The organism is Shewanella marisflavi, assembly GCF_023283925.1.
Taxonomy (GTDB): Bacteria; Pseudomonadota; Gammaproteobacteria; order Enterobacterales; family Shewanellaceae; genus Shewanella; species Shewanella marisflavi.
Window position 1 is genome coordinate 33207 of the sequence record NZ_JAKIKX010000011.1, and the last position, 12872, is coordinate 46078.

A 12872-nucleotide genomic window follows, 5' to 3' on the forward strand; every position below is an offset into this window, starting at 1 on the left:
TGAAAACCTTGCCCTTGTTAATTGTTCTTGAGGATGGGCAAGCTGTGGGTGACAGATCACGATATCATGGGCTTTGTCATGGTTTCACGCGGCTGCGCGACAAATGGGCTGTAGTATTAATGGAATGTGTTACAATCTGCGCCAGTATGCCCATTGATAGACTTAGTGTCTGCTTGATAAGTGTTTGGTGGCGGGGTGCCGCTGCACAATCAAGCTAAACCTTAGGTTTCGATAACCAGCGAGAAGATTGATAGTGATCTGTTTTGATGTTCTGCATCCATACTACTTGCCGCAGTATTTGCCCGTTATGCAGGAGCTGAAGGCTCGGGGTGAAGCGGTGCGATTCGTTATTTATCGCAGCCAAGATCAGCAGGCAGCCCTCGATGCGCTGGTAGCGCAGCATGAGTTAGAAGTCGAGTGGGTTAACTCTGAGGAAGAGGCATTGGCCTACTACCTGACGGAGAAACCGAGCTGGGTGATCTTCGGCAACAGTTTTGATGCCGCCACTAAGCTAAAGGGCTGTTGCAAAACGGCGCTGATGCAACATGGTATCGGGCCTAAAGCCTGCTATTACACAGTGTCCGAATCAGATATGGATGTGCGCTTTGTCGAGGGTGAATATCGCCTCAAGCGTCTGCAGCAGCTCTATCCCCAAAAAAACTTTATCGATACAGGCTACGCTAAGTTAGATCCTATCGTGCAGGGCTGTGAGAAGGGACTAGACCTTGCGGCGCTTGGGCTCGATCCCGCCAAGCCAACCCTACTTTATGCGCCCACCTTCTACCCCAGCAGCATAGAGAAGATGACTAAGGACTGGCCCAGTGCCTTTAGCGAATACAACATATTACTTAAGCCACATTATTTTTCGTTGAGCAAGCCCAGCTATAAGAAGCAGAAACGTCTGCTGGAACACTGGGGTACCTTTGATAATGCGTATCTGGCGCCGGTGGAGCAAGCGAATTTATTGCCTTTCATGGCCAGTGCGGATCTCTTGATCAGTGATGCCTCATCGGCGCTGTTTGAGTTTGCGGCCCTGGATAAGCCTGTAGTCTGGTGCGATTTCTATCATCTGCGCTGGAGTTATCGTGGCATCTTAAGTTTTCGTTTTAAAAATCGCATGGATGAAGATCTTTATCGCTACGCTGGTGTGGCGGCACACGCGGCGTCCTACAAGGAGCTCAAGGCGGTAGTGGATCAACAGATCGCTGAGCCCGAATCATATGCGGCAAAGCGAGCTCAATATACCTTAGAGTTAGCCGGTCAGGTTGACGGCCACTGTAGCCAGCGAATCGTCGACTATCTTTTATCCGAAGAGGCTTCATGAGAATTATTACTTTCGGGACTTTCGATATGTTTCATATCGGGCATCTCAACATTATCGAGCGCGCCAGAGAGCTTGGTGATCACCTAACGGTGGGGGTTTCGTCGGACGCGCTGAACTTCTCCAAGAAGCAGCGATATCCCATCTGTAACGAACGTGACAGAATGCGCATCGTTAAGGCACTTGCCTGTGTTGATGAGGTGTTTTTGGAGGAGTCACTCGAGTTAAAGGCTGATTATATCAAGGCGCATAAGGCAGATTGCCTGGTGATGGGCGATGACTGGCAAGGGAAGTTTGATCATCTCAAATCATTGTGCCAAGTGGTCTATTTACCGCGAACCCCGGCCATTTCAACTACTCAACTGATTGAGGTAGTTAAGGAAATTAAATAATAAAAGCTTCTATTAGATTATCTGGGGCTTTTTGATCACACAGTGATACTTCCGTCTTATCTTGGCATTGGCTTATGGGCCGCCGCAAAGGTTAACCCGCTGTTTTCCAGCATACTTAGCCTAAGGTTAGAAGCCTCCCATACCGCGTTTAATCATAGGTATTTATCTTTTGGGAGGCTTAATGCTGCTGTGTATTGAATGACGGTTTATCCTGCCTGTCTTGGCATCGGTGACTGCTTACCAAACATTCCCTCGTGGCATTTGTACACCCTTGATACAGAATGTCGCCTTTCGCGATTTTTTCACCAATAAACAATTCGACGTCAGTGGTTCAATACCTGGGGGAAACTCGTTAAACTATGCGCCATTAGACCCTCAGATTAGGTTTTTGAAAGATGCACACCAAAGCGATTTATCCAGGAACATTTGACCCCGTCACTAACGGTCATACCGACCTTATCGAGCGCGCGGCAAAATTGTTTAAGCAGGTGGTGATCGGCATAGCGGCTAATCCTTCTAAACAGCCCAAATTTAGCCTGGACGAAAGGGTTAAACTGGTCAAAAGGGTGACTGAGCATCTGGACAACGTTGAGGTTGTGGGATTTAGTGGCCTGCTGGTGGATTTTGCCAAGGAGCAAAATGCCAGCGTGTTAGTGCGTGGCCTGCGTGCGGTATCTGATTTTGAATATGAGTTTCAGCTTGCCAATATGAACAGGCGCCTAAGCGCCGATCTGGAGAGCGTGTTTTTAACCCCGGCCGAAGAGAATTCGTTTATCTCTTCGACCCTGGTGAAAGAGGTGGCATTACATGGTGGTGATGTCAGTCAGTTTGTGCATGAAGAAGTAGCCAAAGCGCTGCAAAAAAAGGATTAATTTGCCCGTTATGATGGAAAAAGTTCGCGCTTATGTTGTTGGAGGTGTTGCGGCCTTAGGCCTGTTGCTCTCCTCTTTAGCCAATTCGGCCCCTTGGGTCGATGTTTCAGATATCTATCTTAGAGCCGATATTCAGGCGCTCGCCGATGCAGGGGTGATCACAGTTCCTGTTAATACCTATCCCTTGATGTGGTCGGGTATTGGTAGCGATCTGAGTAAGGTAGAGCCTTCCGTCCTCTCGCCAGGTCTTGCCACTGCTTTTGCCAGGGTCAATTTCTATTACCGCAATGCGGTCGAGAATCGTGGTAATGCCCGTATTAAGCTTGCTGGTGGCAACGATCCCGCTCGTTTTCAACACTTTGGCTCTGATTATCGAGAGAAAGCTGATCTGCAGGCCTCCTATGAATATTTAGGGGACAGGTTTGCCTTTAAGCTGGCCGCCTCGGCGCACTATGATCCTTTCGATGAGAAAGAGGTGCGTCTGGATGATTCCTATTTTGCGGTTGCCTTGGGCAACTGGATGGTAACCGCCGGTGCGATTGAGCAATGGTGGGGGCCAGGGTTTGATACCGCGCTTCATCGTTCCAATAATGCCCGCCCTTTGCCCAGTTTAATGTTTAGCCGTAATAACGCCGCGGCGTTCGAAACCCCTTGGCTCTCCTGGATTGGCCCTTGGACTCTGACGACAGGGATAAGTTATCTCGAAGAGGAGCGTGCCGTCGCCAATCCATTGCTGTGGAACTTTCGCGGCACCATCAGGCCGCTGCGCCAGTTAGAGCTGGGGCTTTCCTGGACCACTATGTTTTGCGGCGAGGGCGAGGAGTGCGGGCTATCTACTCTGTTAGATGCGATTGCCGGTAATACCACCTGTGTGAATGGCGAGCCGAGCTGTGATCCTGCACTGCAATCTAAGATAGGCAACCAGATGGCAGGCTTTGATATTCGCTATGCCGATACCTGGTTCGATGTGTCTGTGGGGATCTATTTAGAGCGCACCTGTGAAGATTCTAGCGGCCCTATGCCGTGGGATCTTGCCGATTGTGCCAAGCTGTTCGGCGCCGACACACGTTTCGAGTTTGATTCTCAGCAGTATAAGCTGTTCTTTGAGTATTCAGATACCATGGTGGCCTGTGGTGAAAATCAGAATGCCTTTAACTGTTTCTATGAGCACAGTACTTACCAGAGTGGTTCGCGCTATTATGGTCGCTCATTCGGCAGTACCTATGACAGTGATGCCAATGTTTATGTCTTAGGGCTTATCGGCCAGTTTGCCAACAGTCATGGCTTTACCTCCCTGCTGCGTTTCGCTCAGCTAAATAAAGACGGTAAGAACCGTGGTGGCGAGTGGGCACCTCAGCCGCGTAAAGAAGATCTCTTGATGCTGGAATTAAGCTATCGCTTGCCGATCTGGAAGGGGATGATGAGCCTGGGTGGAACTGTTTCTCAGTCAGAATTTGAGGCCGACGAAACTGATACTAATGCCACCCTATTCGGTAGTTATGAGTATCGTTTCTAAACCTGTTTGAGATAACAAAAAGGCTGACAGAGTGTCAGCCTTTTTTTATTGCCTGATTGACCTAGCGGGTCAAAAGAACGCTACATAGGCTGGCAGAGACCACAGAAGACGGTGGCGCGCTGGCCGAGTTTGATCTCGCTGAGCAGGTTGCCACACTGGGTGCAGGTTTCGCCGCCTCGGCCATAGACATGCAGCTTCTGGGCGAAATAACCGGGCTTACCGTCGGCGTTAGTAAAGTCTTTGAGTGTGGTGCCCCCCTGTTTAATCGCCTGGGCCAAGATCTGTTTTACCTCGGCGACCAGCACAGTGAGCCGCTCCATATCGATTCTGCCTGCCTCGGTTTGCGGGTGAATACCGGCGGCAAAAAGGGCTTCGTTGGCATAGATATTCCCAACACCCACCACGATATGATTGTCCATCAGGCAGAGTTTTATCGCCTTCTTCTTGCCGTCCAACGCCTTAGCCAGGTAGTCGACATTGAAGCCAGACTGCAGGGGCTCTGGTCCCAGTTTACCCAACAAGGGGTGAGCGGCTTCCGGTAGCTCGCACCATAGCCAGGCGCCGAAACGTCTGGGGTCGTTAAACCTGAGCACCTTACCGCTGGCAAGCTCGAGATCGATATGGTCATGCTTCTCCACCGGCGTCGACTTGGGCAATATGCGCAGGCTGCCCGACATGCCCAAATGGACTATGGTGGTGCCGGCATCGGTATCCAGCAGTAGGTATTTGGCGCGGCGGCGTATGCCTCTGATGGTCTGCCCGACTATCTGCTGGGCTATCTCTGGGACTGGCCAGCGTAAGGATGCGTTGCGCACGGTTAACCCTGTGACCTCTTGATCGAGCAGGTGGGGGGAGATCCCTTGACGGGTTACTTCGACTTCGGGGAGTTCGGGCATATTAATCTCTTCGTTTAGCTTGCTTAGGGATTATCGAGTTTGAGGATCGGCTCTAGCTGTGGGCGTAGGCTAGGTGGGATCTGATACCAGTTACCCGCCGGTGAACTGAGCTGGCCTGCCTCTGGGTAGATAAGCCAGAGTTGTGGCGTCTCTATGTCACGGATCTGGATCACCAGCTCATGGGCGGGTGTGGCTAAGTCTGCCGGTTTGGCGATAGGGGAGACTAAAATGCCACTCCAGGCCTCGGCCCACTGGCGACAGTTGATTATCTTAGGGTCGCACTGCCAGCCAAAGCCTTGCTGGGCCAGCCAGAGATCGTCATATTGCAGCTGAAACAGAGGAGCCTGTTTATCGAAGAGCGGCTGGGCATCGTCCGGTATCGTCTGGCGTTGACCATCTAAAAAGGTCAGTATGCCCACCATAGCGACGGAGGCGAAGATGATGATGTTATTCCATTTTCTTCGGGTCAGGGCCATCTCGAGTCAGAATCAATAAGTATAAGATGCTTTAGAGTCTATCATCGAAAATGGCCCAGAGCATCAGCCGCCGGTGGCATTCATGAAGCGGAGGATTTGGGTATCACCTTCAGGGCCAAAATGGTGTTCCTTAGGCTTGAGCTTTATTGCATCAAGAATCGTCTGTTTTAGACGCTCGATATCGCCGGGGTATTCTCTAACGATTGCCTTGAGATCTACCGAGTTTTCATTGCCCAGACAGAGGAGTAAACGACCCTCAACCGTGACCCGTACCCGGTTGCACTCGTGACAGAAGTTGTTGCTGTGGGGGGAAATGAAGCCTACATGTATCGAACTGCCGGGCATGGTGTAGTAGCGCGCTGGGCCGCCGGTGCGCTTATCGGACACACTCAGCGGGTAGCGCTGGCTGATGATCGCCTTGACCTCTTCGCTACTGCAGTGACGGCTCTTCTTGCGCTCGTCGATAATGCCTAAGGGCATCTCTTCGATAAAGGCGATATCCAGTTCCCGTTCACGGCAAAACTCGATCAGATCCAGTACCTCATCATCATTCTGACCACGCAGAATCACGGCGTTGATCTTGATGCGGTTAAAGCCTGCGGCCTTGGCGGCATCGATCCCCTGTATCACCCGCTCCAGGTTGCCGTTGCGGGTCAATTGGGTAAAGAGTTCAGGTTTCAGGGTATCCAAGCTGATGTTAAGTCGACTCAGCCCCGCCTCACGCATCTTGCCGGCAAATTTGCTCAGGCGTGAACCATTGGTGGTCATGGACAACTCTTTCAGGCCGGGCAGTTGTCCCAGCAGTTTCACCAGTTGATCGCAGTCGGTGCGCACTAAAGGTTCACCACCGGTGAGGCGGATCTTCTTTACACCGAGTTCGGTAAAGGCCTGGCCTATCCAGGCCAGTTCTTCCAGGCTAAGCACCTGCTCTCTGTCGAGAAAACAGGGATCTTCACTCATACAGTAGACGCAGCGAAAATCGCATCTGTCGGTTACCGAGAGGCGGAGATATTCCACCGTGCGGCCAAAGGTATCGACTATCAAACTCATACAGAATCACCTACTGCGGCGGACAAGATGGGCTCGTCCGCCTGGCTAATGCTATTGTCCACTATAAAAGATCGGCAAAGGGTTGAATGTAAACGGTATCGCCTGGGTTGAGCTGCTCATCTTTCTCGGCGATCACGATAAGGCAATTGCCTTTAACCATTGAGCTCAACATGCCCGAGCCCTGGGCGCCTGTGCTGGTGACATGCAGGCGACCGTCGCTGCCAAGGTGGTAGACGCCGCGGGTAAACTCGGTGCGGCCAGTGCGACTACGCAGCGTGCAGTCGGCCACAGCCGGCACTAATGTTGGCGCCCACTCCAGCTCACCTGCTAATTTACGCAGGGCCGGTTGAACAAACTGCATGAAGGAAACCATCACGGCAACAGGGTTACCTGGTAGGCCGAAGAAGAGGCTGTCGCCAATCTGACCGAAGGCTAATGGTCGGCCCGGACGCATGTTGATGCGCCAGAAGTTGATCTGACCTACCTGTGCCAATGCCAGCTTGATAAAGTCGGCATCACCGACAGAGACACCGCCGGAGCTTATCACTACATCGGCCTGCTGCGCCGCCCCTTGTAGCGCCGTGACCAAGGCATCTTGGTTATCTTCTATGATGCCAAGATCGATCACCTCACAACCTAGCTGTTTCACCATGGATTTGATGGTGAAGCGGTTGGAGTCGTAGATACAGTTGGGCTTCAAAGGCTCACCCGGTTGGCATACCTCGTCACCGGTCGAGAAGACCGCGACCTTAGGACGGCGATAGACGGGGAGGTGGCCAAAGCCCAAGGAGGCTAACATGCCCTGATGGGCGGCCTTGAGTCTGTGACCGGCGGCAAGGGCCGTATGGTCCTTGGCAATATCTTCACCGGCCTGGCGTACGTGTTGCCCCAGGCTGATATTGCCTTGGAAGCTCACGCTGTTGCCGCTGTCTTCGGCCATCTCTTTCATCTGCACGGTATCGGCGCCGTCAGGCATGGGGGCGCCTGTCATGATACGTACCGCTTCACCAGGCTTAAGCGTACCTTGATAGCTATGACCGGCCTTCACGTCACCCACCAGTTGGTAGCTGTCTAACATAGGCTCTGAGTAGGCAAATGCAAAACCATCCATCGCCGAATTGGTGTGTTGGGGGACATCGACAGGGGAGATGGCATCTTCTGCCAATACCCTGTCTGTGCTGTCGTCGATTGCCACCTCTTCTGTGGTCGAGACAGGTGTGACATAGGAGAGGATCTTATCTATCCCTTGTCTGACCGACAGCGTCTTGCTGGTATCCAATTCACAGCCGCATTCGGGGGCTAGGGGGAGTGTTGGCTTGCAAGGTTGCCAGTTGTTGGCATATTCGATGACGAAGTCGGCAATTTGGCCCACGTCGTTGATATCCAAGCGTCTGAGGTCTGTAGGCAGCTGGGTATCATCACAGCAGGCGATGGCCTGTATGTTGTCGTCATGGGTATGGATAAAAGGCTTGCCATGGGCGGCGCGGTGTAGCTCTATCTTGGGCAGCGCCAGTTTTTTGAAGCCCTCAACCAGAACGATATCGACCTTGTCGGCTTCAATTTGTGCCAGCAGGTGGGGTAATTTGGGAGCGTCTTCTACCAAATCTTCTGTCATTAAGGCCCAACGCACATGGGAAGCGACCAGCATCTGGCGAGCCCCCGCCTTGCGCATTTCAAAGCTGTCTTTACCCGGTATATCCACATCAAAGTTGTGATGAGCATGTTTGATAACGGCTAAACGTAGACCACGACGATTGAGCTCGGGGATCAGTTTTTTCAGTAGTGTCGTTTTGCCTGTGCCGCTGTAGGCACAAAATCCAAGGACAGGGATCGGCAGTGGATTGTTAAACGGTACGCTCATGTACACCTCTGTTTTAGTGGGCAATTGCCTCAGATAATTGTTGTTTTTGTTCTGGCGTGTTGACGTTCACGAAGGCATTAGGCTGATCGGAAAAGTCACACACAACGCAATGGTGTTTGGCATACCAGAAATCGATCTTACGCTCGCCGGCGTCTAAGAAGGCTTTCATCGACTCTCGTAGTGCAGGTTTCATCAGTAACACCACAGGTTGTTCCCGCTTACCATCGCTGGCCACGGCCATCTCGGCCCCTTCGGCCTGAATCGCACTTAGCATGCGCTGAACCAGGTCGGTCGGTAGCAAAGGACAGTCACAAGGCACTACCATCAGATAGTCGGCCTGGGTTTGTCCGAGGGCGGTGATCATGCCTGCTAATGGTCCCAGATAACCCGAGTCTTCATCGCTTAATACCGGATAGCCAAACTCAGCATAACGGCTTTGGTTGCGATTTGCGTTGATCAGGATCTGCTTAACTTGCGGTTTTATCCTGTCGATAGCATGTTGAATCATAGGCCGATCGTTTAACTCGACCAGTCCTTTATCGTTGCCGCCCATGCGTCTGGCCATTCCGCCGGCAAGGATCACGGCATCAATTTGCGGTGACATATCTCAGCTCCTGCTGTGATGGGATGATGGTAAGCTCATCGAGTGTCGAGGGGCTTACCTGAATAGATTGTGCCTGGATTTGCCAGGTTTGCTCACAAAGGCTGGTCAGAGAACAAGTTTGGTGACTGCTGATCAGCATGCCTGTGCCCTGCTGTTTCAGGTGACTAATCATGGTCAGTACCAGTTGCTGAGACAGTTTATCCATGTTGGAGGTGGGCTCATCTAACATCAGCAGTTGTGGGCGCATGATCCAGGCGCGGGCGATGGCCAAACGTTGGCGCTCACCACCCGAAAGGCTAGCGGCTCTCTGGTTGAGCAAGTCACCGAGTTGCGCCATGTCGATTGCGGTTTGGGTTCGCGAGGTGATCTCCTGCTTTGTCAGGTCGCACAGGGGCTGTACATAGTTGAGGTTGTAAGCCACAGTTCCATCAAATAGATAAGGATGCTGATGCAGGTAAACGGCTTTTCCGAGCAAAGGGTTACGGCGCCACCAAGGAGTGGGGGTAAAGCCCTCGGTGTAAATCTTTCCATGACTGGGGGCCTGCAGCCCTGCCAGCATCTTCATCAGAGTGGTCTTGCCGCTGCCGTTGTCACCCTGCAGGTGTATGGTTTGGTGCTGGGAAAGGCTGAGGCGTTCGAAGCGATACAATAAGCGGTTGCCGAAGCGCATCTCTATGTTATTAGCAATGATCTTGACCATGACTATAAGCTCCTCGGTTCGGCTCGGCCTCTGAGGGTGCCTAAGGTGAAATTGAGCACCAGTGACAGAATAAGCAGCACGAGTCCCAGGGCGATCGCTTGGGCGAAGTCGCCTTTACTGGTTTCCAGGGCGATAGCGGTAGGAATATTACGGGTCACATCGGCGATGTTTCCGCCCACCATCATAGAGCAGCCCACTTCGGTCAGAATACGGCTAAACGCAGCGACTATCGCCATCAACAGTGGCACCTTAAGTTCCCGGCAAACCAGCCAGACAGAACGTAGCCAGGAAGCGCCTAAGGTTCGAGAGGTTTCCCAGGCGCGTTTGTCGACACTGGTAAAGGCAGCCTGACTCATGGCGATTAATACGGGTGCACAGATCATCATCTGACCCAGTATCATGCCTTTCTGAGTAAATAGCCACTTTAGGTCTCCCAGCGGACCCATGCGGGTCAACATCAGATAGACCAATAGTCCGATCACTACGGTGGGGATAGATTGGATGGTCTGTATCAGGTTCGTGGCAAACCAGCGCCCTGGAAAACGCGCAAACGCCAGTACAAATCCCAGTACCAACGATGGGATTAGGGTGATTGCCAGCGCCGCAAAAGACACGGTAAAAGAGACGCTGACAATAGACCAAACATCGGGGTCTAATGAAAACAGCAGGCTCAACGCCTGCTGCAATAGGGCTAACCAGCCTTCACTCATTCGCTATATGTTGCCTTAAATAGTTGCTCACCTTGTACGGTGTAGCTGTTAATCATGCCTTGTGCTTCATTGCTAATCAGCCAGTCACTCAGGGCCTTAGCACCTTTGTGGTTAAGGTCTGGGTATTTTTCTGGGTTGATTAGCATGATTTGATAGGGGTTGGCCAATGCCTTACCGCCATCATAGTCGACCGCCAGATCCATTTTGGCTTTGTAAGCGACAAAGGTACCACGATCTGAGAGGGTATAGGCCTGCAGCTCGTTCGCCATCAGCAAGGTTTTACCCATGCCCTGGCCCACTGAACGATAGCCTTTAAAGTTAGGTTCTACCTTGGCACCTTTCCAGATGATCAACTCTTTCATATTGGTACCAGAGTTGTCACCGCGAGAGATGAAGCCTACGCCAGAATCGGCTATTTTAGCAAAGGCCTCTTCGGCTGTCTTACTGCCACGGATCTTAGCTGGGTCATTTTTCGGGCCCAAGATCACAAAATCGTTTTCCATGATGCCACGTGGCAAGATGCCATAGCCTTCGTTAACGAATTTGGCTTCTGCAGCGGGTGCGTGGGTCATAACCACGTCCACATCGCCTTGACGAGCGAGTTTGAGCGCCTTGCCGGTACCTGTGGCAATCACCTGAACCTTATAGCCTGACTCTTGTTCAAACTTAGGCAATAGGTGTTTCAGCAGCCCTGAGTTTTCAGTGCTGGTGGTCGTGGCGAGTTTAATCACCTCTTCACCATGGGCTGGGGTCAGGACTAAGGCGCTAGCGACAACCGCTAGGCTCAATATGGATTTTAGCTTTAACATTTTTACTCCTTGGCATGTGCTAGAACACGCGGCCTTGCCGAAACCACGCTCGTTATGAGTTATTCACGCCCCTCCATTCAGCAAGAAGGGTGCCAGCTTGGCACTTGGTAAAAAAAGCTCACAAGTTGCTACTAAAGTGTGAAGCAGATCGCAAGCTCAATAAATTGTCGGCAGACATTATGTCCCAGGGCGTGATTCTACTGGTTCAGGGTGACCAATTAGCCGATGTTTGATGCTAGAATCTGTTCAATGTGAGTCAAAATGTCCTAAAGAAGACAATATGAGCCAAGCTAATAAAGAGATGAAGCCCCTACCTTCCGCTGTATCTGTGCTGATCGTTGACGATGAGCCCGGCATGCGTAGTTTTCTTAAGAAGGCGCTATCGAAGAAGTTTGCCTTGGTGGAAACGGCGGGAAGTGTCGAAGATGCAGAGCAGCTCAGGAGTCGTTGTCACTTCGATCTGCTGATTGTGGATATTCGCCTGCCAGGTCGTTCGGGTATCGAATGGGATGAGGCCCTCAGCGATCAGGAACGGCGCTCTGACATCATCTTTATGACAGGCTATGCCGATATGGACGTGGCGATTAAGGCCCTGCGTGCCGGCGCTTCTGACTTTATCATGAAACCATTCCACCTTGAGCAGATGATGAAGGCGGTCGATCGCTGTATCGAACGCCGTCTGCTTAAACGTGAAAACCTGATGCTTCGCCGCGAAGTCTCCATTGGCCAGTCTTCCACCATTATTGGTAGCAGTGATGCCATGATGGAGGTCAAGCATGTGATTGAACGGGTGGCACCCACTAATGCGGTGATCCTGATTGAAGGCGAATCGGGCACCGGCAAGGAGCTGGTGGCTAGGCAGTTACACCTGTTAAGTGGTCGCCAAGGGCCTTTCGTGCCGGTTAACTGTGGTGCTATCGCCCCCGAATTGCTGGAGAGCGAACTTTTCGGCCATGCGGCGGGTTCCTTTACCGGCGCCAAGGGTAACCGGGAGGGTCTGTTTAGTTTTGCCTCTGGCGGTACCATCTTCCTCGATGAAATTGGCGAGATGCCGCTGAAGATGCAGACGGCCCTGCTCAGGGTGCTCGAACAGCGCACTATACGCCCTGTGGGCAGCGAGAAAGAGATCAATATTGATGTCCGAGTGCTGGCGGCCACCAACCGCAAGCTGGCGGACGAAGTCGAGGAGGGCAACTTCCGTCGGGATCTCTTCTATCGACTCAATGTGTTGGATATAGTGATCCCACCACTGCGTGAACGCCCCGAAGATGTGGTGGAGCTGACCCATCACTTTACCCGCCTGCTCGCTGCAGAGCTTGGCGTCAAAGAGGTAGTGTGGAGCCATGAAGATATGCTCAAGCTGCAACAGCATGAGTGGCCGGGTAATATTCGCGAACTGCGCAACATGATTGAGCGCTGTATCTTGTTGGGTAAACCCCCGGCAGAATATTGGAAACAGCAGCCCAAGGCCGAGGTGGCTGGCGAGTTGGGTTATCCCCTCGATTGGTCCCTCAAAGAGGTGGAAAAACACCATGTGACCTCAGTGGTGGATCTGCACCAAGGCAATAAGTCTGCCGCCGCGCGTGATCTGGGTGTCTCTCGCAAGACGCTAGATCGCAAATATAAAGAATGGTTTGATCTCAACCATCACGAGGAAGAATAACC

Annotated in this window: 13 protein-coding genes; 5 read left to right on the plus strand and 8 right to left on the minus strand. The window is 52.1% G+C overall.

The window, feature by feature from the left end; genetic code table 11:
• Positions 1-253: 253 nt before the first annotated feature.
• From L2712_RS17120 to L2712_RS17135, 4 genes are all read left to right on the plus strand, one after another.
• Positions 254-1324, plus strand: a complete 1071-nt coding sequence (locus tag L2712_RS17120; protein ID WP_248978492.1) for a CDP-glycerol glycerophosphotransferase family protein — start codon at positions 254-256, stop codon at positions 1322-1324.
• Complete coding sequence (locus L2712_RS17125) at positions 1321-1713, plus strand: FAD synthase family protein (protein ID WP_033540359.1); 393 nt, start codon at positions 1321-1323, stop codon at positions 1711-1713. The genes L2712_RS17120 and L2712_RS17125 overlap by 4 nt, the downstream gene beginning before the upstream one ends.
• Before the next feature lie 395 nt (positions 1714-2108).
• Positions 2109-2585, plus strand: coding sequence for a pantetheine-phosphate adenylyltransferase (gene coaD, locus L2712_RS17130; RefSeq protein ID WP_088905745.1), 477 nt, complete (start codon positions 2109-2111; stop codon positions 2583-2585).
• Between the two features lie 10 nt (positions 2586-2595).
• Positions 2596-4101, plus strand: coding sequence for a capsule assembly Wzi family protein (locus tag L2712_RS17135; protein WP_248978493.1), 1506 nt, complete (start codon positions 2596-2598; stop codon positions 4099-4101).
• 80 nt (positions 4102-4181) lie between these two features.
• On the opposite strand, the gene mutM is transcribed toward L2712_RS17135, so the two are convergent.
• From mutM to L2712_RS17175, 8 genes are all read right to left on the minus strand, one after another.
• A complete protein-coding gene (gene mutM, locus L2712_RS17140; protein ID WP_248978494.1) occupies positions 4182-4997 on the minus strand; it encodes a bifunctional DNA-formamidopyrimidine glycosylase/DNA-(apurinic or apyrimidinic site) lyase in 816 nt (271 codons plus the stop codon).
• A 23-nt stretch (positions 4998-5020) separates the two neighbouring features.
• Positions 5021-5473 carry a hypothetical protein gene (locus L2712_RS17145; protein ID WP_248978495.1) on the minus strand — a complete coding sequence of 151 codons (453 nt, stop codon included), beginning with the start codon at positions 5471-5473 and terminating at the stop codon, positions 5021-5023.
• Positions 5474-5536: 63 nt separating this feature from the next.
• Positions 5537-6523, minus strand: coding sequence for a GTP 3',8-cyclase MoaA (gene moaA, locus L2712_RS17150; protein ID WP_033540354.1), 987 nt, complete (start codon positions 6521-6523; stop codon positions 5537-5539).
• A 61-nt stretch (positions 6524-6584) separates the two neighbouring features.
• Positions 6585-8384 carry a bifunctional molybdopterin-guanine dinucleotide biosynthesis adaptor protein MobB/molybdopterin molybdotransferase MoeA gene (locus L2712_RS17155; protein ID WP_248978496.1) on the minus strand — a complete coding sequence of 600 codons (1800 nt, stop codon included), beginning with the start codon at positions 8382-8384 and terminating at the stop codon, positions 6585-6587.
• A 13-nt stretch (positions 8385-8397) separates the two neighbouring features.
• A complete protein-coding gene (gene mobA, locus L2712_RS17160; protein ID WP_248978497.1) occupies positions 8398-8988 on the minus strand; it encodes a molybdenum cofactor guanylyltransferase MobA in 591 nt (196 codons plus the stop codon).
• Entirely contained in the window at positions 8972-9694 is a 723-nt protein-coding gene (locus L2712_RS17165; protein WP_235363950.1) for an ABC transporter ATP-binding protein, read from the minus strand. The genes mobA and L2712_RS17165 overlap by 17 nt, the downstream gene beginning before the upstream one ends.
• Complete coding sequence (locus L2712_RS17170) at positions 9691-10398, minus strand: ABC transporter permease (RefSeq protein ID WP_088905738.1); 708 nt, start codon at positions 10396-10398, stop codon at positions 9691-9693. The genes L2712_RS17165 and L2712_RS17170 overlap by 4 nt, the downstream gene beginning before the upstream one ends.
• Complete coding sequence (locus tag L2712_RS17175) at positions 10395-11207, minus strand: ABC transporter substrate-binding protein (RefSeq protein WP_248978498.1); 813 nt, start codon at positions 11205-11207, stop codon at positions 10395-10397. Before L2712_RS17175 ends, L2712_RS17170 begins: the two co-directional genes overlap by 4 nt.
• Before the next feature lie 232 nt (positions 11208-11439).
• On the opposite strand from L2712_RS17175, the gene L2712_RS17180 reads away from it, so the two are divergent.
• Complete coding sequence (locus tag L2712_RS17180) at positions 11440-12870, plus strand: sigma-54-dependent transcriptional regulator (RefSeq protein ID WP_088905736.1); 1431 nt, start codon at positions 11440-11442, stop codon at positions 12868-12870.
• Positions 12871-12872: the final 2 nt, after the last annotated feature.

Excerpts from the sequence above, each read along its gene's own strand:
- L2712_RS17125 (WP_033540359.1), top strand. The coding sequence starts at position 1,321 with ATGAGAATTATTACTTTCGGGACTTTCGATATGTTTCATATCGGGCAT.
- coaD (WP_088905745.1), top strand. The coding sequence starts at position 2,109 with ATGCACACCAAAGCGATTTATCCAGGAACATTTGACCCCGTCACTAAC.
- L2712_RS17135 (WP_248978493.1), top strand. The coding sequence starts at position 2,596 with ATGATGGAAAAAGTTCGCGCTTATGTTGTTGGAGGTGTTGCGGCCTTA.
- mutM (WP_248978494.1), bottom strand. The coding sequence starts at position 4,997 with ATGCCCGAACTCCCCGAAGTCGAAGTAACCCGTCAAGGGATCTCCCCC.
- L2712_RS17145 (WP_248978495.1), bottom strand. The coding sequence starts at position 5,473 with ATGGCCCTGACCCGAAGAAAATGGAATAACATCATCATCTTCGCCTCC.
- moaA (WP_033540354.1), bottom strand. The coding sequence starts at position 6,523 with ATGAGTTTGATAGTCGATACCTTTGGCCGCACGGTGGAATATCTCCGC.
- L2712_RS17155 (WP_248978496.1), bottom strand. The coding sequence starts at position 8,384 with ATGAGCGTACCGTTTAACAATCCACTGCCGATCCCTGTCCTTGGATTT.
- mobA (WP_248978497.1), bottom strand. The coding sequence starts at position 8,988 with ATGTCACCGCAAATTGATGCCGTGATCCTTGCCGGCGGAATGGCCAGA.
- L2712_RS17170 (WP_088905738.1), bottom strand. The coding sequence starts at position 10,398 with ATGAGTGAAGGCTGGTTAGCCCTATTGCAGCAGGCGTTGAGCCTGCTG.
- L2712_RS17175 (WP_248978498.1), bottom strand. The coding sequence starts at position 11,207 with ATGTTAAAGCTAAAATCCATATTGAGCCTAGCGGTTGTCGCTAGCGCC.
- L2712_RS17180 (WP_088905736.1), top strand. The coding sequence starts at position 11,440 with ATGCTAGAATCTGTTCAATGTGAGTCAAAATGTCCTAAAGAAGACAAT.